Source organism: Kordia sp. (genome assembly GCF_965224175.1).
Taxonomy (GTDB): domain Bacteria; phylum Bacteroidota; class Bacteroidia; order Flavobacteriales; family Flavobacteriaceae; genus Kordia.
This window is the reverse complement of sequence record NZ_OZ245041.1, coordinates 144,690-164,961: the sequence shown is the minus strand read 5'-3', so window position 1 is coordinate 164,961 and position 20,272 is coordinate 144,690. Positions and strand designations below refer to the sequence as shown.

The 20,272-nt window shown below is 31.4% G+C and carries 22 protein-coding genes, 3 tRNA genes and 1 pseudogene; 12 read left to right on the top strand and 14 right to left on the bottom strand.

Annotation, left to right across the window (positions count from 1 at the left end; genetic code table 11):
* Window positions 1–23: 23 nt before the first annotated feature.
* Together ACOQOS_RS00795 and ACOQOS_RS00790 are read left to right on the top strand one after the other, a co-directional pair.
* Complete coding sequence (locus ACOQOS_RS00795) at window positions 24–977, top strand: transketolase family protein (RefSeq protein ID WP_420573057.1); 954 nt, start codon at window positions 24–26, stop codon at window positions 975–977.
* Window positions 978–1,028: 51 nt separating this feature from the next.
* Complete coding sequence (locus ACOQOS_RS00790) at window positions 1,029–1,613, top strand: outer membrane beta-barrel protein (protein ID WP_420573056.1); 585 nt, start codon at window positions 1,029–1,031, stop codon at window positions 1,611–1,613.
* A 94-nt stretch (window positions 1,614–1,707) separates the two neighbouring features.
* Here ACOQOS_RS00790 and ACOQOS_RS00785 read toward each other — a convergent pair whose 3' ends face one another.
* Both ACOQOS_RS00785 and ACOQOS_RS00780 read right to left on the bottom strand, forming a co-directional pair.
* Window positions 1,708–2,223, bottom strand: coding sequence for a hypothetical protein (locus ACOQOS_RS00785; RefSeq protein ID WP_420573055.1), 516 nt, complete (start codon window positions 2,221–2,223; stop codon window positions 1,708–1,710).
* Between the two features lie 169 nt (window positions 2,224–2,392).
* On the bottom strand, window positions 2,393–3,394 hold the full coding sequence (locus tag ACOQOS_RS00780) for a hypothetical protein (protein WP_420573054.1): 1,002 nt from the start codon (window positions 3,392–3,394) through the stop codon (window positions 2,393–2,395).
* Window positions 3,395–3,473: 79 nt separating this feature from the next.
* Between ACOQOS_RS00780 and ACOQOS_RS00775 the strand changes: the two genes are divergently transcribed.
* Both ACOQOS_RS00775 and ACOQOS_RS00770 read left to right on the top strand, forming a co-directional pair.
* Window positions 3,474–3,866 carry an RNA-binding S4 domain-containing protein gene (locus ACOQOS_RS00775; protein ID WP_420573053.1) on the top strand — a complete coding sequence of 131 codons (393 nt, stop codon included), beginning with the start codon at window positions 3,474–3,476 and terminating at the stop codon, window positions 3,864–3,866.
* Window positions 3,867–3,982: 116 nt separating this feature from the next.
* Window positions 3,983–4,486, top strand: coding sequence for a phosphoribosyltransferase family protein (locus ACOQOS_RS00770; protein WP_420573052.1), 504 nt, complete (start codon window positions 3,983–3,985; stop codon window positions 4,484–4,486).
* Here the strand turns inward: ACOQOS_RS00770 and ACOQOS_RS00765 are convergent.
* Complete coding sequence (locus ACOQOS_RS00765; RefSeq protein ID WP_420573051.1) at window positions 4,478–4,993, bottom strand: shikimate kinase; 516 nt, start codon at window positions 4,991–4,993, stop codon at window positions 4,478–4,480. The two genes, ACOQOS_RS00770 and ACOQOS_RS00765, sit on opposite strands and share 9 nt — an antisense overlap.
* Window positions 4,994–5,140: 147 nt before the next feature.
* Between ACOQOS_RS00765 and ACOQOS_RS00760 the strand changes: the two genes are divergently transcribed.
* The 3 genes from ACOQOS_RS00760 (at window position 5,141) to ACOQOS_RS00750 (ending at window position 5,446) form a co-directional block, all read left to right on the top strand.
* Window positions 5,141–5,213: transfer RNA gene (locus ACOQOS_RS00760), tRNA-Lys, on the top strand.
* Between the two features lie 24 nt (window positions 5,214–5,237).
* A tRNA-Lys gene (locus ACOQOS_RS00755) sits at window positions 5,238–5,310 on the top strand.
* Between the two features lie 52 nt (window positions 5,311–5,362).
* Window positions 5,363–5,446: transfer RNA gene (locus tag ACOQOS_RS00750), tRNA-Leu, on the top strand.
* A gap of 799 nt (window positions 5,447–6,245) precedes the next feature.
* Here ACOQOS_RS00750 and ACOQOS_RS00745 read toward each other — a convergent pair.
* The 8 genes and pseudogenes from ACOQOS_RS00745 to ACOQOS_RS00710 form a co-directional block, all read right to left on the bottom strand.
* Window positions 6,246–7,004, bottom strand: a pseudogene (locus ACOQOS_RS00745) (recombinase family protein); the annotation flags it as partial.
* Window positions 6,961–7,161: a hypothetical protein gene (locus ACOQOS_RS00740; protein WP_420573050.1), complete on the bottom strand. Its 201-nt coding sequence runs from the start codon at window positions 7,159–7,161 to the stop codon at window positions 6,961–6,963. The pseudogene ACOQOS_RS00745 and the gene ACOQOS_RS00740, both read right to left, overlap by 44 nt.
* A gap of 711 nt (window positions 7,162–7,872) precedes the next feature.
* Window positions 7,873–8,412 carry a hypothetical protein gene (locus tag ACOQOS_RS00735; protein ID WP_420573049.1) on the bottom strand — a complete coding sequence of 180 codons (540 nt, stop codon included), beginning with the start codon at window positions 8,410–8,412 and terminating at the stop codon, window positions 7,873–7,875.
* Window positions 8,409–8,918, bottom strand: coding sequence for a hypothetical protein (locus ACOQOS_RS00730; RefSeq protein WP_420573048.1), 510 nt, complete (start codon window positions 8,916–8,918; stop codon window positions 8,409–8,411). The genes ACOQOS_RS00735 and ACOQOS_RS00730 overlap by 4 nt, the downstream gene beginning before the upstream one ends.
* Before the next feature lie 9 nt (window positions 8,919–8,927).
* Window positions 8,928–9,692, bottom strand: coding sequence for a M23 family metallopeptidase (locus ACOQOS_RS00725; RefSeq protein WP_420573047.1), 765 nt, complete (start codon window positions 9,690–9,692; stop codon window positions 8,928–8,930).
* Window positions 9,693–9,736: 44 nt separating this feature from the next.
* On the bottom strand, window positions 9,737–11,227 hold the full coding sequence (locus ACOQOS_RS00720) for a S8 family serine peptidase (RefSeq protein ID WP_420573046.1): 1,491 nt from the start codon (window positions 11,225–11,227) through the stop codon (window positions 9,737–9,739).
* A gap of 183 nt (window positions 11,228–11,410) precedes the next feature.
* A complete protein-coding gene (locus tag ACOQOS_RS00715) occupies window positions 11,411–11,611 on the bottom strand; it encodes a hypothetical protein (RefSeq protein WP_420573045.1) in 201 nt (66 codons plus the stop codon).
* A gap of 120 nt (window positions 11,612–11,731) precedes the next feature.
* Entirely contained in the window at window positions 11,732–13,417 is a 1,686-nt protein-coding gene (locus tag ACOQOS_RS00710) for a helix-turn-helix domain-containing protein (RefSeq protein ID WP_420573044.1), read from the bottom strand.
* Between the two features lie 231 nt (window positions 13,418–13,648).
* Between ACOQOS_RS00710 and ACOQOS_RS00705 the strand changes: the two genes are divergently transcribed.
* From ACOQOS_RS00705 to ACOQOS_RS00690, 4 genes are all read left to right on the top strand, one after another.
* Window positions 13,649–13,906 (top strand): hypothetical protein, encoded by a 258-nt coding sequence (locus ACOQOS_RS00705; protein ID WP_420573043.1) that lies wholly within the window; start codon window positions 13,649–13,651, stop codon window positions 13,904–13,906.
* 210 nt (window positions 13,907–14,116) lie between these two features.
* Window positions 14,117–16,015, top strand: coding sequence for a hypothetical protein (locus ACOQOS_RS00700; RefSeq protein WP_420573042.1), 1,899 nt, complete (start codon window positions 14,117–14,119; stop codon window positions 16,013–16,015).
* Between the two features lie 15 nt (window positions 16,016–16,030).
* Window positions 16,031–16,453 carry a hypothetical protein gene (locus tag ACOQOS_RS00695; protein WP_420573041.1) on the top strand — a complete coding sequence of 141 codons (423 nt, stop codon included), beginning with the start codon at window positions 16,031–16,033 and terminating at the stop codon, window positions 16,451–16,453.
* Window positions 16,454–16,525: 72 nt separating this feature from the next.
* Window positions 16,526–16,762 carry a hypothetical protein gene (locus tag ACOQOS_RS00690; RefSeq protein WP_420573040.1) on the top strand — a complete coding sequence of 79 codons (237 nt, stop codon included), beginning with the start codon at window positions 16,526–16,528 and terminating at the stop codon, window positions 16,760–16,762.
* A 798-nt stretch (window positions 16,763–17,560) separates the two neighbouring features.
* On the opposite strand, the gene ACOQOS_RS00685 is transcribed toward ACOQOS_RS00690, so the two are convergent.
* Window positions 17,561–18,019, bottom strand: a complete 459-nt coding sequence (locus tag ACOQOS_RS00685; protein ID WP_420573039.1) for a hypothetical protein — start codon at window positions 18,017–18,019, stop codon at window positions 17,561–17,563.
* Between the two features lie 77 nt (window positions 18,020–18,096).
* Between ACOQOS_RS00685 and ACOQOS_RS00680 the strand changes: the two genes are divergently transcribed.
* Window positions 18,097–18,315 (top strand): hypothetical protein, encoded by a 219-nt coding sequence (locus ACOQOS_RS00680; protein WP_420573038.1) that lies wholly within the window; start codon window positions 18,097–18,099, stop codon window positions 18,313–18,315.
* On the opposite strand, the gene ACOQOS_RS00675 is transcribed toward ACOQOS_RS00680, so the two are convergent.
* The gene (locus tag ACOQOS_RS00675; protein WP_420573037.1) at window positions 18,316–19,323 is read right to left on the bottom strand and encodes a P63C domain-containing protein; all 1,008 of its coding nucleotides are present in this window, start codon (window positions 19,321–19,323) and stop codon (window positions 18,316–18,318) included.
* A complete protein-coding gene (locus ACOQOS_RS00670; RefSeq protein WP_420573036.1) occupies window positions 19,316–20,233 on the bottom strand; it encodes an IS1595 family transposase in 918 nt (305 codons plus the stop codon). The genes ACOQOS_RS00675 and ACOQOS_RS00670 overlap by 8 nt, the downstream gene beginning before the upstream one ends.
* Between the last annotated feature and the right edge of the window lie 39 nt (window positions 20,234–20,272).

Below are 20,272 nucleotides of genomic sequence, written 5' to 3'. Positions count from 1 at the left end.
TCCCCGATTTTTCGGGTATTAAGATGAAAAAATATACAAATACAGGAAATAAAGATACACGTTCAGGGTTTGGAGACGGATTGACTGAACTTGGAAAAACAAATGAGAATGTAGTAGCACTTTGTGCAGATTTGACAGGATCATTAAAAATGGGAGATTTTAAAAATAATCACCCAGAACGATTTTTCCAGATAGGAATTGCTGAAGCAAATATGATTGGAATTGCTGCCGGAATGACTATTGGAGGAAAGATTCCGTTTACGGGAACATTCGCTAACTTTTCTACAGGACGTGTGTACGATCAAATTCGTCAATCAGTAGCGTATTCTGATAAGAATGTAAAAATTTGTGCTTCGCATGCAGGAATTACATTAGGAGAAGATGGTGCTACACATCAAATTTTAGAAGATATAGGTTTGATGAAGATGTTGCCAGGAATGACTGTAATTAATACTTGTGATTACAATCAAACGAAAGCAGCAACTTTAGCAATTGCAGAACATCACGGACCTGTATATTTACGTTTTGGTCGTCCAAAAGTAGCAAACTTCACTCCTGCCGATCAGAAATTTGAGATTGGAAAAGCCGTACAATTAACGGAAGGAACTGATGTAACTATTGTTGCCACTGGACATTTGGTTTGGGAAGCTTTGCAAGCTGCTGAAACTTTAGAAGCGGAAGGAATTTCTGCTGAGGTTATCAATATTCATACTATTAAACCATTAGACGAAGAAGCTATTATTAATTCTGTTTCAAAAACAGGATGTGTAGTTACTGCCGAAGAACATAATTATTTAGGTGGTTTAGGAGAAAGTGTAGCGCGTACATTAGCAGTACACCAACCAACTCCACAAGAATTTGTAGCAACTCAAGATACTTTTGGAGAATCAGGAACACCAGCACAATTGATGGAAAAATATGGCTTAAATGCGGCTGCCATTGTAAAAGCCTCGCAAAAAGTAATGAAAAGAAAGTAATAGATTCTAAAAAATATCGTTTCTACTACTGTAACATTAAACATTAAAATCATGAAAAACAACCTATTATGTTTAGTATTTCTGCTAGTTTCAGCAAGTTGCTTTGCGCAATTTGGAGTAAAAGCAGGATTAAACTTTAACTCTAACGGAGAGTTACGTGAAGTTGTTACCGCAGGAGAAAATATTATTGAAGATAGCGGTGATGCAAAAATTGGCTACCATGTTGGTGCTTATTATGAAATTAATTTCAGCAAATTATATCTGCGCCCAGAAGTAGTTTATACAAAAACTAAAAGTGAATACGGTTCTAGCGCATACGATATGTCTAAGATTGATGTTCCTGTGTTAGTAGGAATCGATGTGATTGGTCCTTTGAGTATTTTTGCAGGTCCGGCGTTTCAGTACACGCTTGACAATGATTTGGACAACGCCACTATTTCTGATGTACAAAACGATATTACCGTTGGTTTTAATTTTGGAGCTGCTGTGAAATTTGGAAACATCGGATTGGATGTTCGTTATGAAAGAGGTTTCTCGGAGAATGAAGCCAGCATTTTAGATACTAATAATGTTAAAATAGGAACTTTAGACTCTAGACCAAGTCAAATTATTTTTAGTCTTTCTTTACGATTGTAAACTAGATTTACATTATATGATATAGAAAAGCACTTCTTAACGGAAGTGCTTTTTGTTTCAAGTATTTTTCATGAATTCGTGTAAAATTCGTTCGTTATATTTTATAGTCATCTTTTAAGAAAGATTCTAGACTGTTCCAGTCGGACATACCTTTAGAATATCCATTCCAAGGATGTGCATCTTCAAACCAGTAGTAAGTATGTACATCTTTAGAACTTTTATCGCAATTCAAGAGAATGACATGTTTATCTCCTTGAGACGCAATGCTTATGTGCAATCTTAATACATTTTCGGTTGATTCCATTTCTTTGAAATCTTCACCATATAAATCTAACCAAAATTCAGTGTCACTTATTACTGCATTTTCTCCAGGAAAGTAATCCCAACTATTATTCAACGATGCACCTATACTACTAAGAAATTCAACATATTCATCTGGAATTGACAAGTTTTCTTTTATATACGCTTCGTCAAAAAAAGGTAAAAATATATCCTTTATACTTTCTTTGAATCTTTCCAAATTGAACGCTTCTACTTCTTCAGAACTTCTGTAAAATCCTTTTGAAATTAATTTTTGAACTAAGACATTTTTTGGTTTTTCTTTTTCCATCTGCAATAAAAAATATTTGAAGTGTTTTTATGATCATGTTTCGCTTCTAAAGTAGAAAAAATAGTCTAAAATATCTCCATTTAAAGATTGAATATCATTTCTAAAAAGCTTAGCATAAAAAAAGCACCTCTTTCGAAGTGCTTTCATGTATTTTATATTGTAAGATATTTTAGTTTGCATCTAAATAGTCTGGAGTTCCATCACCATCAGTATCCGTTAAAACAACTGTTCTAATTGTCGTTACTCCTGCATCATCCGTATCTCTTGTTTTTTCTACTTCGTTAGAAGCCAACACAGGCTCCATATCTCCTGGATTCAATGTATATGTATTTTGAACTACTTCATTTACAGTAATAGTTCCATCTCCGTCATCATCAGAATCTCTGAAATTTGGTATACCATCTCCATCTGTATCATCATTTAAAACATCGTTATCTCCGTCTAAATCTTCCATAGAAGATAAAACTCCATCAAAATCAGTATCTAAGAAATCTGCATCAAACACATTAAAAGAGAAAATTAATGGAGAATATGCCGGAATTCCTGGTTGTAAAAAACTAAAGTATCCTAAGCCAGAAGGAATAAAGATAGCTCCAATTCCACCGTTTCTAGCTTCTAGAAAACCGTTAGATCCTTCTATAATATCTTCAGCTGTTTTAAATTCAGGCAAGCCTAATTGAAAACCTCTTACAGTACTTACTGTAGAACCTACTAATGGAATATTTTGTTGCGTAATTCTAAAATCAAATGTTTCTAAATCTAACAATTGACCTCTGTATGTTAAATCAACAGCATCAAAGCTAGAATATGTTTTTCCACCACCTTCTCTTAACTTCAACACATAATATTTGTAATCTACATCAAGATATGTAGTTGTTCTTACTTCTACTTGATCTATCAATGGAGTTCTACTCGCATTTGCTCCTTCAATTTTACCAAATTCCATAGTAAAAGTATCATTTGCAGCACTTTCTGGATTTGTAAGATCAAAATCATCATAATTATAGAAATGTGTTGTCAAAAATTCTATAAGTGCAGCATCATCTTCTATCTGCTGTTCTCCTCTGTCTCGTAGTTCTGCGAAAGTAGCAGTATCATCATCACTTTTGCACGAAAAAATAACCGCACTTGTGATTATCATTAGGAATGTAAATTTTACAAACTTCATCATTGTTTTTAAATTTTGGGTTGCAAGATACAATTTTATCCTACTTTTGTATATTCTTTAACGTAGTTTTTAGAGATTTTGTATGAGGATAGATAAATACCTTTGGTGTGTTCGTTATTTTAAGACAAGAAACATTGCCACTACTGCATGTAAGAAGGGACATGTAAAAATAAATGGTGCTACTGTAAAACCATCGAGAGAAGTATATCGTACGGATAAAATAGAAGTCCGTAAGGATCAAGTTACAAGACATTTAACGGTGCTTGATATTCCTCCAAATCGTGTTGGAGCAAAATTGGTTGATATTTACAGAGTTGATACAACACCAAAAGAAAATTTTGAGCATCTTGAGCTATTGAAACATGCCAAAGATCATTACCGCAAGCAAGGAACTGGAAGACCTACTAAAAAAGATCGTCGTGAAATTGATGAATATCTAGATGATAATCTTGATCATGATGAAAGTTATTCTTAATTTTACTTCATACTATTGTACTAGTAAGTTCTGAAGCTTATTCTATCAGAAAACATGCATTGCTTATTAATACTTCGTGAGTTTACACCAAAGTAATTTATTTAAATTTTGAAGCCATGACCGTTACGGGAAATATCATACTTAACCATCAACAAATTCAACACAAAACACGTCGCATTGCCTACCAAATTCTGGAGTCTAATGTAAACGAAGAAGAGATCATTATTGCAGGAATTGCTAAAAATGGATTTGTATTTGCTGAAAAAATTAAAACTGAATTAGAAAAAATCACGCCTGCAACTATCACTTTGTGCGAAGTGAGAATAGACAAGCAAAATCCATTACAAGCTGTTACTACTTCTATTGATAAAAAAGCATACATCAACAAGCCTTTGGTGCTTATTGATGATGTACTAAACTCAGGAACTACTTTAATTTACGGTGTAAAACACTTTTTAGACGTTCCTTTGAAGAATTTCAAAACAGCGGTACTAGTCAATAGAAATCATAAAAAGTATCCTATAAAAGCTGATTTTAAAGGAATTTCACTATCTACATCTATTCAAGAACACATTGATGTCGTTTTTGCAGAAGGAAAAGACAAAGCTTATTTAATTTAAGTTTTCTTTAATTTCTTTTACTAAAGCTTCAACGGACTTCTTATCGGTAAAAATACTATAGGTTGCTTGTTGGTAAAATGTATTTCTTTCAAACAAATGTTTTCCTACAAACTCAGGTAAATCTTCATCAGCTATTTTACTGATCAATGGACGCTTATCTTTTTCATTCTTTACTCTGTCTATGATTTCAGGAATAGATGTCTGTAAATAAAACGTAGCCTTTGTATATTCATGAATTAAATTCATATTATTAGCATAACAAGGTGTTCCGCCTCCTAATGACAAAATTATAGCTTCTTTTGTTTCTAAAATCTCTTTTAGATACGTATGTTCTTTCATCCGAAAGTAAATTTCTCCTTTCGATTCAAAAATCTCAGGAATTGTTTTTCCTTCTTTTCTTTCTATATACGTATCTAAATCCAACACAGGAAGCTCTAACTCTTTTCCGAGTAATTTTGAAATGGAACTCTTTCCACTTGCCATATATCCTAAAAGTACAATCGTCATTTCTTCTATTATAAATTATTTATTTCTAAGCGCTTACAAAAATCATAAAAAAAAAGATAAAATTATATTAAAAAAGACTTGAAAAATAAAATTATGATGTTATATTTGCACCCGCATTCAGGGAATTAATTATTATTCTTTTTGAATGACCTGGTAGCTCAGTTGGTAGAGCATCTCCCTTTTAAGGAGAGGGTCCTGGGTTCGAGCCCCAGCCAGGTCACAAATTATACTACAAAGGTCTTTTGACCTGGTAGCTCAGTTGGTAGAGCATCTCCCTTTTAAGGAGAGGGTCCTGGGTTCGAGCCCCAGCCAGGTCACAAAAAGAGTTAAGCATTTGCTTAACTTTTTTTATTTTTACAAAGCACAAATACCGAAGTGCTGGAATTGGTAGACAGGCATGGTTGAGGGCCATGTGTTCATTAGAGCGTGTGGGTTCGACTCCCATCTTCGGTACTGAATGGGACAAAGTAACTTTTTTGTTGTTTTGTCCTTTTTTATTTTTATCAAAAGTAATTGATAACGAACTTATTAACTCTAACACACTATTCGGTTCAGTGGTTCGACAGCTATCATTTTCCTTGTTATATACGATTCCGTGCGGAAATAGTAAATTTTGCAATTTCTGCTTTTCTGTATAACTTCCTAAATTCCACACATTCTGCAAGTTACACGAAAGTTGTAATGATTTTTCAATATAATCATCGAGGTTCGACTTTTCTAAACTTGTTTTTTTGATTTCTTGCTCCACTTCTTTTATCTCTTCTTTGTATTTGTTCGAAAACTTTTCGTAGAGTCTACCGTCTATTTCTCCAATAGCGTAGCGCTCTTCAATTGTTTCTAGTTTCTCATTCATTTTCTTTAGTTTATGCTTTAAACTTGCTGTATTGTCTTTATTTGAACTCGTAAAGTATTCAAACGTATTTTTTAATTGTTTTTTAAGAGGAGCAATTAACCTCTGGTCTATTTTATAAGTGTTTAAAATTTCTGCAAATTGATTATTTAATGCTTTAGCACTTTTGTTAGTACAGCATCTCTTCGTTCCACATTTATAATAGTGTATATTCTTTTTCTTTACTACATACCCCGTTAACGCCCTGTTACATTTATCACATTTTATAAATCCACCTTTTAATGGTAAGTTGTTATTGGTTTTATGTTGTTTATAGTTATGCGGGTTATTCAATTGTAGACCACTAGCTTTTAAAAACATTTCTTGCGAAACAATTGGCTTATGCTTGCCTTCTATTATTTCTCCCTCTAATAAGTTATGTGCTATGAGTCCGCAATACACAGGGTTTTTAAAAATTTTGGTGATGTGTTGTCTAAACATTTTGATACCATGGATTTTCAAACGCTCAACAATTTGTGTGTTGGTTAGTCCTTCGTTTACTTTCCAAAGAAATATGTTTCTTATTGTTGATGCATTTTCATCTTGAACAATTATTGGTGTATTATTTTTATCTCTTTTATTTACATAACCAAGAGGAGCTTTGCCCATCCAATAACCATTTAAAAGACGCTGACGCATTCCCATAATCGTTTTATCACGTCTTTGGTCATTATCGTACTTACTAAATAATAGGTTTAAATTTTGGAAGAACATTCCTGTAGAAGTTTCCACATCGACTGGTTGTGTTACGGAAAGTACATTAATACCAATCTTTTTTAATTCTTCTACAATAGTAATAGCACTTGCGCCTGCACGAGAAAATCGATCTATACTATAAACGATGATAAACGCAATTCTTTTCTTTTTTACATAGGTTATCATTTTTTGAAACTGTTTCCTATCATCCGTTTTTGCACTTTCATACGTACCGCCAAAATATTCTATAATATCTAAATTTAATCGAGTAGCATATTGAGTGCATTGTATTTTTTGACTTTCTAAACTTGTATTGTCTTCTTGTTGCGATCCAGAAACTCTAGTGTAGATTACTGCTTCATTTTTGGTAATTACCCTTTTCTTATTCTGCTTTGCGAAACTTTGAAATTGATTTAGATGTTTCATGACTTGTAACGATATTATGCGTTAATAATGATAGTTCTTTTAAAGTATGGATAATGTGTTCAGCTTCCTCATTAGATATATCAGCAAGTCCATCAAAGCTTTTTAATTCTTCAACGGAAATCGTTTTTAAGTTTGATATGTCTTTTACATCTTTCATTTAAAGGAACAATTGTATTATTACCCGTAGTAACTGCTTTAGAGTTGGCTAGTATTCCTTTATTAAAAATTGTAAGATGTGCTGAAATCATATGTTCGATATTACGAAAAATTCAAGTTGAATCCAATTATTAACCAATTAATTAATAGTTAAAATCTTACAATATTAAATTAAGGAACATTATTTATAGTAAATAATGGCATGCTTTGAAAACTACTTAGTAACCTATCATATTTGTTGTTTTTTTAGTGACTGTTATTTTATAAAGTTTAAATTATTTTAAATATGACTTGCCAAGATTTGTCAAGATTTGTCAAGGTTTGTCAACTAGCATCATTTATTTGCTCGTTATAAAGATTCAAAGAAAAATAATAAGCTTTCATACATTCGACGCGATTGGAAGACATTGGAAGAGATTCAACGCGATTTAATTCAATTTTTGATATCATTTACGATTTTCTTTTATTATAATTAGTGATGAAAACTATAAAAATTAGAAATAATGTCGGTCGGATTAGGTCGGATAGCGACGGATTGAGTCGGATAATGTCGGATTATGCCAGATATTTTAATTAAGAACGCAAAAATTAGTAAGAAAAATAACACTATCGTATTCTTGTAACTTCTGATATAAAACAAAAAAACTCCAACTATAAAGTTGAAGCTTTTGGGAATTAGAATATTTAGGCAATAATAAAATTTAAAGCGAGGTTATTCGGTAATCGTAAATGTTTTCATCATATGGATAGCATCATTGACAAAAAAATCGAAGAATTTTGATTTGGCAGTATATGCCACTACATATAGCATATTGTTATACAAGTAAAACTGTTTAATGACTTTATATTCTGTACGATTCACTTCGCTTGTATACACAAGTACAATACTTTCTCCGTATTTTGTCTGCTCTCTTATTTTCTCTAGTTTGATAAGTTCGTCGTGAGATTTCACCAATTTTATGTAATCACTAACAATTGATGTCAAAGTTTCGTTTTTGATTTTACGCCTTTCAACAGTAACACCATTATAAATATATTCTTGACCAACGGTCATTAACTCTTTTGGCGTGTAATTTAAAAAGCCGTGAAAACTGTGAAATTCCCAATTAGGTAGTTTTTGAATCACGAAACCTTTAGATAGCTTTTCAAACGATTCCTTTTTTGTAAGCTTTTTGGTGTTCTTGGCTTGTGTATTCTTGGTTGTTGAACAGCTAAGTAGTATTAACAATAAGAATATAAAATACTTTTTCATTCATCAATGGTAAAAGTTCCCTTTAAGATTTTGCTTTGTGAGTACACTTCAATACCAAATAAATACCAATACATTGAACCTCTTACTTCATAAGAAAATGTAGTAGCATCTATATTGTCAATATCAGCATATCTGTACTGCCATTTATAACCACTTATAAAACCATTAAGATTGCTTCTGCTACGACTTGGAATTAACGCACCTTTGTCATTCTTTTTAAAATCAACAGTAAGGTAGATATCAAAAGGTACATTATCTTCAATAGTCATATGCATCATTTTTACATGGTGACCTTGTATAGGTTTATGATCAAGTATATAGGTGTTTTCAAAATCTTTACTTTCTTTCGCGCCTAACATACCAATTACGCCAATAACAAAAACTACGATAATAGCATTGCCATATTTATTATTGAATAGGTGTTTTCCTTTTGCGAAAAGTGTTAAGACTAAACCAAAAAATAGAATAACAAAAACGGTATTTATAAGTGCCCAAATTAAGTACATAGTATTTGATTAAGATTTTACAAAATTATCTCCCTTTTTGAGAATTACACTTTTATCTTTCTCTATTTCAAACAAAGTAGGAACTGTATTTTTATTTCCGTCCATATCATGAATAAAAACTTCAAAATGTAAGTGTGGCGCAGATGAAAATCCAGTATTTCCACTGAATCCTATTTTTTGTCCTTTTTTCACCTTCATTCCTTCTTTAACACTGATACCTCTATAACGTAAATGGACATACTCACCAATTGTTCCGTCAGAATGTTCGATCATTATAAAGTTAGCATCATCAATACAATCTGTTGTAGGACAACCTTTTTTAGAGTTTTTCTTAACCTTTACAACAACACCTTCACGCGAAGCATAAACGGGCGTGTTCACAGGCATATCAAAATCAATCGCTTGCTTGTCTTTATGCGAAAAAATACCATTATAGCCTTGCATTACTTTATAGGCTTTATCTTTTGCATATGGTAAGCCATATTTATAGTCTTTAGTATGCTTGGCTTTTACATTTCCAATCTTGCGTCTAGTGTTGTATGAATAGCTACTTTTTTCTGTCTTAGAAAGTGTTATTGTTGCTCCTAGAATTTTCTGTTTTGCTGGAATAATCAATACGGTTTGAGACTCTCTATCAAGTTCAAAACCATAACCTTTTAGGGTAAGTCGTAAACTTTGCGTTGCGTGGGTATTATTTTTGACAAAAAGCTGTATTATATTTTTATCTTGTTTCTTAATAATTTCAACAGCTTTTTTTTGGGCAAATGACTGCATGAAAAAAAATATAGAGATAAATAGTGATATATGTAATTTCATTATTATTTACGTTTTTTCTTTTTTGAAACTTCTTCCGCCATCAATAAAGCATTGTAAGCATTTACTATTTTTCCTGATTTGGATAAGGAACTGAAAGGGACTTTTTTGGGATCTTGTTTTTCTCCGTTAGGATATGGTTTTAAAACTTGTATTTCTAAAGAAGTTCCTGATTCTAATAGAATTTCTTTCACTTCAGCAGCTGATAGGCTTGGATAATAAGAAAATAATAAGCTTGCTACACCACTTGTAATTGCTGACGATAGTGAAGTTCCAGTATCATTTATAACTTCCCACCTGTTCAAACAAGCAATCTCTGTACCAGGAGCAAAAAGATCAACCTCTTTCTTTCCGTAATTTGAACTATTATCAACTAGCATAGAGTCTAATTTGTTAGATGTATTCCCCACTTTTATAAAGTTTTTTAAAAATTCATTGCTGTCTAATGCGTCATTTGGATAATTATCTATTTTATCTAAATTATATCCATCATTACCTGACGATGTTACAATAAGTACATCATGTTGCTCAGCATACTTAAGAGCATCATTAACCCATTGCGGATGTAGTGAGAAATTTTTACCAATACTCATATTAATAACTTTCGCTCCATTATTGACTGCATAACGAATCGCTAAAGCAATATCTTTATCATGTTCGCTAGCAGATACGGAAATACTTAAAGGCATTATTTTTACCTTATCATTAATTCCCTCTACCAATGTATCATTCCTAGTAGCGGCTATTATTGAAGAAACTTTTGTAGAGTGACTAATTTGTGTTGTTCCTTGTACATTATGATTTCCATAGGGAAAGTCATTAATATCGTCAGATTTGTCATTTGTCAAATACCGTTCTTTAAATCTAAAGTTCAATTTGTAAGCAATGATCTCTTGCTGTGATTTTATATTATAATCAATCCACTTTTCGTCAATACCATACTTTTTGAAACTGCTAAATCGTTTTATTAGCTTTTTATCTTCATCATCTAAAACAGTATTAATCAGAGAGTCTAATTCTGATTCACTTTTATCTGTAGTGTCTCCTATGTATTGACTTGTTACTTTTTTAGCCTTTAGATAACGTTCCTTCGCTGACTTATATCTCTCAATATTTTTTTTAGTTAGATTTAATTTAAAATGATAAGCTTCGTAAGCATTTTGATACTTTTTAAAATTTTCTCTTTGAGATTTTTCAATATCATTTATGGAAGTAACATCTTTGAAGATTGTGTCAAAACGATTAATAATTCTAACATATTCGTAAAGTCCATATGGTATACTATCGTTTTCTGTACTTCCAACATAATTCCAACCGTGAATATCATCTATATATCCATTTTTGTCATCATCAATACCATTATTTGGGATTTCGTCTGTATTCGTCCAGATTTGATTTTTTAATTCTTCTTGTGAAATATCTAATTCAGTATCAATTACTGCAACAATTGTTACTACTGATTTTTTTGTTCTTATAAAGTCGTATGCCTTATTCAAACTTATTCCAAGTACACTATCTTTAGAAAAATCTTTGAAATACCAAAATTGATTTAAATGACTATTTTTTATGGACTTAGTTTTAATACCTTTAGTACTAATACTTGTTGTTTTGCAAGAGACAACAAGTATTAACACTACAAGGAATATTCTTAGATGGAATTTAAGCATTTATTTTCTTTATTAGTCAGTGCTAGGGCATAGTAGATTACTATCACAGAGGTTAATGTCTTTTGTATTAGTTTTGGTTTGTGTAATTTCTGGTTTACAAAAATCACCTTTTGCACTAGCAGCTTCTACTGGTTCTCCTCCAAACACTTTATTAGTGAAATTTAAGCTTATTATTTTAGTTTTTCCTAATTTTAGTTTTTTAATGTTTCTCATCTTTTATTTTATTTATAATGTTTGACCAAATATACACTCATCATAAGGGAATTGAAAGAAAAGGTTTTCTACTTTCAGCGAAAAGAGAAATGTAAAAAGAGCTAAATTGCTTAAAATTAACTATTTAATTTTCTTTAAAAAATAAGATACATTTAAGCCTGTTTTTTTACTAAAAGCTCTTGTAAAAGATTCCGTACTCGAAAACCCCGCTTCTTTTGCTATTGCTTGTATGGTATAATTCCTTAAAATTTTATCATTATATAGCTTTTCAATAATGTATTCTATTCTTAGATTATTAACATAGTTTTTAAAAGTTTGAAATTTATAACTATTAATTACTACTGATAGATATTTACTATTAGTTCCAATATCTTTAGCAAATGAATTTAATGTGAGTTTTGGAGTAAGAAAGGATTTTGTTTCTTCAAATTTTTTAAGTCTATCTAATATTTGATTTAAGGTCTCCTCATCGATTGATAACTTACGCTTATTGTCTTCGATTAAAGTAGTTTTTGTCACTTCTGACTTTACTTTTAAAGATGAAATAATATCATGAAATTTTTCTTCATTTATTTTTTTCTTTCGATATAGTAAGACTAGTAGAGATACCACAAATAAAAGAATTAATAAAAGAATAAAAACTCCATATTTAAAACCTTCATTTTCTCTATTTAATTCTGAAATTAGAAACTCTTTCTCTTTTACTAGTCTTGGTGTATCGTATTCATGTTGAAATGTATAAGTCACATTACGATATTCTCTATTAATTACAGTATCAACAACGAGTAATCTTTCCGTGTAATGTAATTGACTTTTAAAATCCTCTTTAGATTTATAATAGTTAATTAAGTATTCGTAAGCTTTCCTCGGTGCGGGTATGATATATTTTTTAAATCTAAAAATACTATCTACTTTTTTGTAGTATCTAATTTTGGTAGTATTGTCATTAGAAATAGAACCTAAATAAAAATATGCTATCGCTAAATTAGGGTAATCTTTTGTTAGTTTCAAGTATGGAATAGCTTTTAGTAGACTATCATTAGCAGATTGATAATCTTCCGCAGTATAATGTAAAGCTCCTTGAGAATAAGTAAAATCTAAATGACTACCATCATTCAATTTTAGAGCCTTTTTATATCCTTCCTTATTTAGGACATAAGCAGAATCTAACATGTCTTTAGATGTATATGCTATACTTAAAGCATAGAGTGTATTGAGATAGGTTTTTCCGTAGTTTTCTCTCTCATTTTCATACTCTAAATTTTCTTTAAGAATCTCTATTGCTTCTGTATATGACCTTACTTTTAGTTTCAACAAAGCAATGTTGTATCTTAAATTAAAGAACATGTTATCATTTCTATTTTCATAGAATTTATAAATCTTTAAATAAGTGTCTAGTGACTCACTATACCTACCCAAATCAAATAAAACTAACCCTCTGTAAAATTGTCCTTCTGCTGTTAAATCTTTAATTTTATAATTAGTTGCGTAATAAATACAGCTATCCGTATATTTTAATGCTATTTCTGGTGTATTAAATGAAACCTTGCATAGACGAATATAACTATTTGCAATTGCTCTCGTATTTTTTTCTTTTCTTGCTTTTTTTAAAGTATATAAAGCAACTTTCCTTCCCGTATCTTCTTGCCCAGATTTCTTATAATAATAGAAAGTTTTTCTTAGTTCGTCAAAAGTTTTTGTAGCTAAAGAGTCTTCAATATTGTTCTGAGCGATTGAAAAAGCAGAAAATAAAGAAATAATAGTGAACGCAAACAAATATTTTAATAACATTTTGGTTTCAAGCATTATATGTTTTTTTCTTTAAAGCAAAATTATTCTCTTTTCGCCGAAATTAGATTCTCTTTTCACTGAAATTAGAAAAGTGTTTCTTGATTTAATAGCTTTTGAGGTATACATTTACATCATAAAAAAAATCTGACATCTAAAATAGAGGATTAATTTTAAAGCAAGAAAAGTTTTAATAAAAAAAGTTTTTCAAAGTGTCAGCGTAAAGTAATTTTAAAAAGAACTCCATAAATGATTAGCAAGAAAGAACGCAAAAAGCTTCAAGAAGTATTTGGATATCATTATTCTGATAAGGTATTAAAAATTTTAAAAGAAAATAATGTCACCAATAGAAACGGAACACCCTACGGCAAATCAATGATTAGAAATGTATACAACGGACTTAATGAAAACAAAGACATTGAAAATGCTATTTGGGAACTCTTTCTACTAAGTTCAGAGAAGAATCAAAAAAGAGAAGCTTTAATAAATGAACTGTTAGAATTATAAAAAACAGCTTTAATAAAAAAGCCTTCACTAGACATGAAAGCTTTTTAAAAGTAAACAAATAAACATTTGCCCACGATCTACAAATCAAAGATAGGTATTTTTTTAACACACATCACGGCATATGTTTATTGAAGTGTTGCTAATCACTTTAAAAACAGTCGTGGAAGCCGAAAGACGAATGAGTAGGCGTATTAAAAACTAATAACTATAATGAAAAGAGTAAGAAATGTATTTCAATTTTTATGTATCTTGGTAGTGATGTTGGCATGTACCAATTGTCAAAATGATACCGAAATAGAAACCCAACACACTGAGGGGCTACAAAAGGAATTTCCTTATAGATCAAGCGTATTAACAAAACAAGCTATTGAAATCAACACAAAGTTGAGTAACCAAATGAGAAGTATCACTGGCATACAAAATGATGAACTATCAAAAAGTGTATACAATTCTGTATATGACTTTACAGTGTATACCGACGTTATTAATTTTGTAGAAAGCACTGAAAACAATAAACACTCATATACTTTTCCTATTGAGCGAGGAAATAATACAGGAAGTAGTTTAGAGAATCTAGTATTATCATATGATGAAACCATTGATGACTACACGGCAAGTATTGTAGCGTACCATTTTACAGCTTCACAAAAACAAGAATTCTTAGAAAATCAACATGTAAGTACATCATACGGTGTCAGTTTTGAAACTGTAGCTGTAAATGCAAATGATGTATTAAACAAAAACGGTTCGCTTCCTTGTACGACTACGTATACAGTATATCATGTAACACCCGATACAGGAGAAACTTTTGTACACTCTACAAACAATCAACACAATGAATGTGAGCATGAGGACGCAGACGGGAATACACAATGTCGAACTTATACAGTGATTGAGATAGATTGCCCAGATGGGGGAAATAGTAATGGATTAGGAACAGAAGACAATTCAGGCAGTACAAGCAGTCCAAACACTGGCGGAAGTAGTGGAAATAACAATGATAACGATAATGATTTTGATGATATTGTTACTACTCCAGCAGTGATGCCAGATCAAATGATTGATGATTGTATGAATACGAATTCATTTAATCCACGTTTATCTCCAGAAATACGCACTTGGTTACGAAATAATAGAATTCATTCTTCTGCGCTAAGTCGTTATTTACAAAATGTAGGCTGTAATGATAGTTCAAAAGATTTTATTGAAGCTGCTATAATTGCTATGATGGATGATCAAGATTTAACTTTTGAAGATTATATTAGACTCCGAGTAGAAGAAAAACTAGAAGAAAGACCTTTTGGACTTATTGAAGTTCCTTGTGTAGAATTAGAGAAATGGCAAGCTTTAGCATTGCATAATCCACCACCAAGTGTTGTAAACAGAGTTCATGCCATTGATAATCAAGATACCACCTTCTTTACGGATTACAGCATACAGACTTTAGAAAATGCAGAAGGACATTTAGTTAATATGGATTATTTCCCTGTTGAAATATCATCATTTCCAATTAATCCTTCAACAAACTTACCCTATACACCAGAAGAATTTTTAACCTATTTTAGATTAAATATAAATTCGTTAATTGATAATACTTGGGCTGTGTTTAATCCTGTTGTATATCAAAATGGTAATTTCTCGATTGATGATACAGAACTATGGAACTCAGATAATCCGTTAACCGCACTTTTAACTATAGATATTCCTGTGGATGAAGGAACAGTTATAATTAGTGATTATTCCGATTCCAATTTTACAGTAATAACACTAGAAACTCCATGGGATAGTGAACACCCTGTTTCAGGTGTTAGAGATTTTGGATTCACACAAACCAATTGGGGAAGCTATGTTTTTTATTCAAGAGCCGTTGATAGAATGGCAAATGGTTTAGATTATGCGGTTGCTAACTCACCAATTCCAAATGATGTTGCCTTTTTTGGTTCTGATGCTTTATGGGAAAGTTTTCAAGAAAAAATGATAACTTTTGTTAATGAGAATGGTGGTAATGCTCAAATGGATTTCAAAGAATCATATAGACCATCTTGGGAAAAAATTAAAAAAGTATTAAGGGGAGAAATCTCTATTGACGAATTAGATTGTCTTAACTAAATTAACCAATAAAAAATGATGAAAATTGCAATTCAAATTTTGAAAGTATCAGTAATAATGGGTGTTATAACAAATATTTTTAATGTGACGTTATTCTCATTATACCCTAACTATTTATCAAGGGAAGAAATGAATATTACTAATTTAGAAAATGAGTTTGTTTCTGATCTTTTAAATATAAAGTACCTCTTGTTTTATCTTATACTATGGATTGTAATTTCTGGTATATATTATTTAACTGCAAAATTGAATGTTGTTAAGTTATACAGAACTATAATCCTATTGGTATTGTTTATATTATTAGCATTCACAACTACAAGTATTGGGTACGCTCTACATTTATTAGGCTATGTGCTTTTTATCATTTTTTCTATTGTCACGTTTGGTAGTTTTTATCTATTGATTGAAAATGAGATTTCAAAAGCTTATTTGGAGTAAGCACAATTTTATCATTTTTTTCATGATTACTTAAAAAGCCATGCTGTTATACTAGCATAGCCTACTATACGTATGGCTTTTTTTACCCCTATTTTATTATTGTTTGTAGCCGTTAACATTTATAAAATAGATATGAATACTAACACCAATATCAATGTATTTATCTGCATTATTGTCATAGAGTTTATTGTAATCATGATTGTCATCATAGTATACTTTTCAATAAAGCCATTTACAACAAATAAGAATATTAAAAAACTAAACGAAGTAGATAAAAGTATTGAAGATGAACTAGGGAATAATTCATAATTCTAAATTTAGAATTATGAATTGAATTGGTTTTTTTGGTAATTCTCCAAAGCGGCAGTTGGTTACTGTCGCTTTGTTTTATCACAAAAAATAATGACTAAGTTAAATCAGAAATCAGTTTGGGGAAGCTGAGAATAACCAATCGGAAAATCAAACATAATTATTTGTATAGTGGATATAAAAATATAAGTGTCGGATTTTGAAAATGGTTGTTAATTAAACTGGAAGTAGCGTAGTCTTATTGTTAAGTTAAGTAAGACTACGCTACAATTTTTTAAAATTATGAATAATAGTAAACATATATTTTTCAAAGGATTTGTGGTTGGTTTTGTAACGGCTTCTGTATTGCTTGCAACATTTGTCTTGATAGGGATTTGGTTGTATACTAGCTGAAATACGTACCCTTGCCTAAAACTCTCTAAATGAAGGAAACCTCAATCAGTTGTGATCGAGGTTTTTATATTTTGTTGTTGTTTTGTTGCGTTTTGTTGCGTTTTGTTGCGAACTGTTGCAGACTTGCTGAGAATTGTATTAGTTTTTGTGTTACACTGTTGCGATTCGTTGCTAATCGTTGCACACTGTTACTATTCTTGTTGTGGGTTGTTGCAAATTGTTGCGGTTTTGTTGCGAACTGTTGCTGATTTGCGGTGGAATCGTCCTAAAATTTGTCTAGACATTATTAATTAAGGTACTATATATAACATTACACTAAATTAAAAATAGATGGACTTATTATGCGGATTTTTAATGTTCTTTGCGGGACTTTTTATATCATATATCAACCCAGAGGGAACTAGACTAATTTTTTCCAAGTATGTACCCCAATACGCCGAAGATTATAGCAACAATAACGGGAAGTACTTTCATAAAATTCTCAAATTTTTGCTGATTTTTTGCTTGTTTTGCTTTTGCTTTGGCTTCATTGTAGTCATATTCAAAGCCTTTTAAGGTTTTTAAAATACCCTTGAAAGTAATTTGAATATGAGAATTAGAGTATAAAACAAGTTCTTCGTTATAGAGAAATAGCAAAACAGAGTTTAATAAAGTCGCTTTACTATCAATTTCCATTGTAGAATCGAAGCCTTTAGTTAAAAAACGCTCAAACTGATTTGAATAAGCAGTTTCATACTTAACATCAGAGTCAAGACGATCAAGAAGTTCCTCATAAGTGAGAGTATAAGACTTATAAGGTTGATTTAGACTGTTCAGAACTGAATCGGCTAAACGCAAATAAGTAGTATGATTAGGTTTTATCATAGTAACCAAATATAAGAAAATACTTTAATATATATTTCTTTAAAATGCTATATTTGTACAATCCAAAACTTATAGCAATGCAGGACAACATCAATTCTATCATAAACGCAATAAAAATAATTCAAAAGGAAAACGCTCAAAGCGAAGCTATTCCACTCTTAGAAGATGCGTTAAAACAGTCTATGAAGTTGTATGTATTAAACATGGCTTCCATGAGTTCTGTAGTTGATATGGAAGAAATAAAAGAGAATTTCAAAAACGGTTTGGAGTTGTTGGAAATCTTTAATAAGAAGTAGTTACTTTTTGTCGTCTTTCGGGTTTGTATTAACAGCCTTTAAGAGGTTTTTATTAAAATCCGAAAGCTCAGTTTCTTCTGTTGGCTCAATCGTTCTGCCTTTATCATCAAAATTAAAAGGGAGCGCTAATTGTCCGCTTTGTCTGTGCTTTAATTTTTCAAACTGTTCCCACATGTGTTTCATGTTGTCAGATAACTGAAATAATGTAACTATCTGATTGATTTGTGCAGTTAAATGAGGGTTTCCTATATCATCAGTAAGTAATTGATGAAAACGAGCAGTTTTATTTCCTGTTTCACTTTTAGGCACATTTTTTTCAAGTTCTTCCAAAACACCTTTTGGTAATTGCTCATAAACAAGTTTTTTTGTCCATGTTCCAATAACGCCAGGGCGCTTTTTTATTCCATTAACTGTAAAATCCCATCCATTCAATCTGAATAATTCCTTATAAAATATATCGGGAAACCTTTTTTGCCACGGTAGTAATTCTTGACTGATATACTTTTGTAATATCTTTTGTAATTCATCTTTTTCACGGTCATACTGATACCCTGTAGCTTCATCAACAAGCGCCACGATTCCAACAGTCGCAAACCCTTTCATTAATGCGTAGGCAATCTCCGCAGCATTAACCAAATTCGCGCTATCTTTTCCGCTATTTCTAGCCTGTATATAAACGTCGCATATTTCGGGAAGCACTGTAACATCTACACCATTAGAATCAACACCCGACAAAGAACGATAAGAATAAGCGTTTTCAAACTCCTCCTTTAATTCTTTGGAAATGAATGGTTTAAGATATGAAGCTGAAAGGTATTCAGGCAAAACGGCGCTACCTTCTTTTTTCTTTTTCCAATAAGCGCCACCGCCTTTAATTCCGAATGCGTTTGCGATAGTCCTTTCAGAAAATACACGCGTTCTGTCTTCATCGTCTAGGACGGCGCAAGTTAATTCAAAACCATTCAAATCTAGTTCCCCTTGATGCGTTGCTTTTAATTTCTTAGCCATTTATTAACTCTTTATATGTTATTCTGTTTTCGATATTTCCCAAAAGTAAGTTAAATCTTTCAGATTCGCCAATCTTACGACTATTGTATCTGAATACGAATTCATCAACGTACATTTGTAAATGCTTTTTACTTGTAAAATGATATATTCCAACGATACCACGCTTTAACAACGACCAAAAACCCTCTATTGTGTTTGTATGGATGCGTCCGTTAACGTACTGGTTTTGGTTGTGTTTTACGATGCTGTGGTCATAAATACGGTTAACGCCTTTATATCCGAGCCATTCGTCAGAATAAAGTTTCGCAGACTCTTTTACGTTTTTGATAATCTCACGGGTTAACGTTTCAGATTTTACATTTTCAACCTTACGAGCCGTTAATTTACCGTTACGCTCAACCATTCCGACTACAGGCGTTTTGTCTTTTGCGCTACGACCTTGCGAGCCTTTTACCTTTTTGTTAGCGTGTCTGTTTTTGTTCTTACCACCTACATAAGTTTCATCTACTTCGACCTCGTTATCTAGTTGCGCGTCGTTGTCGATTCCAAAACAGTTTCTAATACGTTGTAGCATGAACCAAGCAGATTTTTGTGTAATATCAAGATCGCGCCCAAGCTGTAAAGAAGAAATACCTTTTTTGTGAGAAGTAACAAGCCAAATAGCTAAGAACCACTTTTGCAGATCAATTTTAGTGTTATCAAATATCGTGTTAGTCTTTACATTGAAGTATTTACCTGTGTTTTTGCACTTGTATTTGTTACCTTTACAGTTATAAACCTTTGAAGTTGAATCAAATGGACTTACTACGTTACCATTCCAACGTAATAACTCTAAATGGTCAATGCAAGCCTGTTGATTTGGAAAGGCTTTTATAAGGTCTAAAACTGATTTTACTTCTTCGTTAAACATAACAGTATCATTTTGTTATATCAAAGATAAGAAGTTAAT

What these genes read in the sequence shown, in the direction of transcription:
- ACOQOS_RS00795 (WP_420573057.1), top strand. Translation starts at nt 24, where the DNA reads ATGAAAAAATATACAAATACAGGAAATAAAGATACACGTTCAGGGTTT.
- ACOQOS_RS00790 (WP_420573056.1), top strand. Translation starts at nt 1,029, where the DNA reads ATGAAAAACAACCTATTATGTTTAGTATTTCTGCTAGTTTCAGCAAGT.
- ACOQOS_RS00785 (WP_420573055.1), bottom strand. Translation starts at nt 2,223, where the DNA reads ATGGAAAAAGAAAAACCAAAAAATGTCTTAGTTCAAAAATTAATTTCA.
- ACOQOS_RS00780 (WP_420573054.1), bottom strand. Translation starts at nt 3,394, where the DNA reads ATGATGAAGTTTGTAAAATTTACATTCCTAATGATAATCACAAGTGCG.
- ACOQOS_RS00775 (WP_420573053.1), top strand. Translation starts at nt 3,474, where the DNA reads ATGAGGATAGATAAATACCTTTGGTGTGTTCGTTATTTTAAGACAAGA.
- ACOQOS_RS00770 (WP_420573052.1), top strand. Translation starts at nt 3,983, where the DNA reads ATGACCGTTACGGGAAATATCATACTTAACCATCAACAAATTCAACAC.
- ACOQOS_RS00765 (WP_420573051.1), bottom strand. Translation starts at nt 4,993, where the DNA reads ATGACGATTGTACTTTTAGGATATATGGCAAGTGGAAAGAGTTCCATT.
- ACOQOS_RS00740 (WP_420573050.1), bottom strand. Translation starts at nt 7,161, where the DNA reads ATGAAAGATGTAAAAGACATATCAAACTTAAAAACGATTTCCGTTGAA.
- ACOQOS_RS00735 (WP_420573049.1), bottom strand. Translation starts at nt 8,412, where the DNA reads ATGAAAAAGTATTTTATATTCTTATTGTTAATACTACTTAGCTGTTCA.
- ACOQOS_RS00730 (WP_420573048.1), bottom strand. Translation starts at nt 8,918, where the DNA reads ATGTACTTAATTTGGGCACTTATAAATACCGTTTTTGTTATTCTATTT.
- ACOQOS_RS00725 (WP_420573047.1), bottom strand. Translation starts at nt 9,692, where the DNA reads ATGCAGTCATTTGCCCAAAAAAAAGCTGTTGAAATTATTAAGAAACAA.
- ACOQOS_RS00715 (WP_420573045.1), bottom strand. Translation starts at nt 11,611, where the DNA reads ATGAGAAACATTAAAAAACTAAAATTAGGAAAAACTAAAATAATAAGC.
- ACOQOS_RS00710 (WP_420573044.1), bottom strand. Translation starts at nt 13,417, where the DNA reads ATGCTTGAAACCAAAATGTTATTAAAATATTTGTTTGCGTTCACTATT.
- ACOQOS_RS00705 (WP_420573043.1), top strand. Translation starts at nt 13,649, where the DNA reads ATGATTAGCAAGAAAGAACGCAAAAAGCTTCAAGAAGTATTTGGATAT.
- ACOQOS_RS00700 (WP_420573042.1), top strand. Translation starts at nt 14,117, where the DNA reads ATGAAAAGAGTAAGAAATGTATTTCAATTTTTATGTATCTTGGTAGTG.
- ACOQOS_RS00695 (WP_420573041.1), top strand. Translation starts at nt 16,031, where the DNA reads ATGATGAAAATTGCAATTCAAATTTTGAAAGTATCAGTAATAATGGGT.
- ACOQOS_RS00690 (WP_420573040.1), top strand. Translation starts at nt 16,526, where the DNA reads ATGGCTTTTTTTACCCCTATTTTATTATTGTTTGTAGCCGTTAACATT.
- ACOQOS_RS00685 (WP_420573039.1), bottom strand. Translation starts at nt 18,019, where the DNA reads ATGATAAAACCTAATCATACTACTTATTTGCGTTTAGCCGATTCAGTT.
- ACOQOS_RS00680 (WP_420573038.1), top strand. Translation starts at nt 18,097, where the DNA reads ATGCAGGACAACATCAATTCTATCATAAACGCAATAAAAATAATTCAA.
- ACOQOS_RS00675 (WP_420573037.1), bottom strand. Translation starts at nt 19,323, where the DNA reads ATGGCTAAGAAATTAAAAGCAACGCATCAAGGGGAACTAGATTTGAAT.
- ACOQOS_RS00670 (WP_420573036.1), bottom strand. Translation starts at nt 20,233, where the DNA reads ATGTTTAACGAAGAAGTAAAATCAGTTTTAGACCTTATAAAAGCCTTT.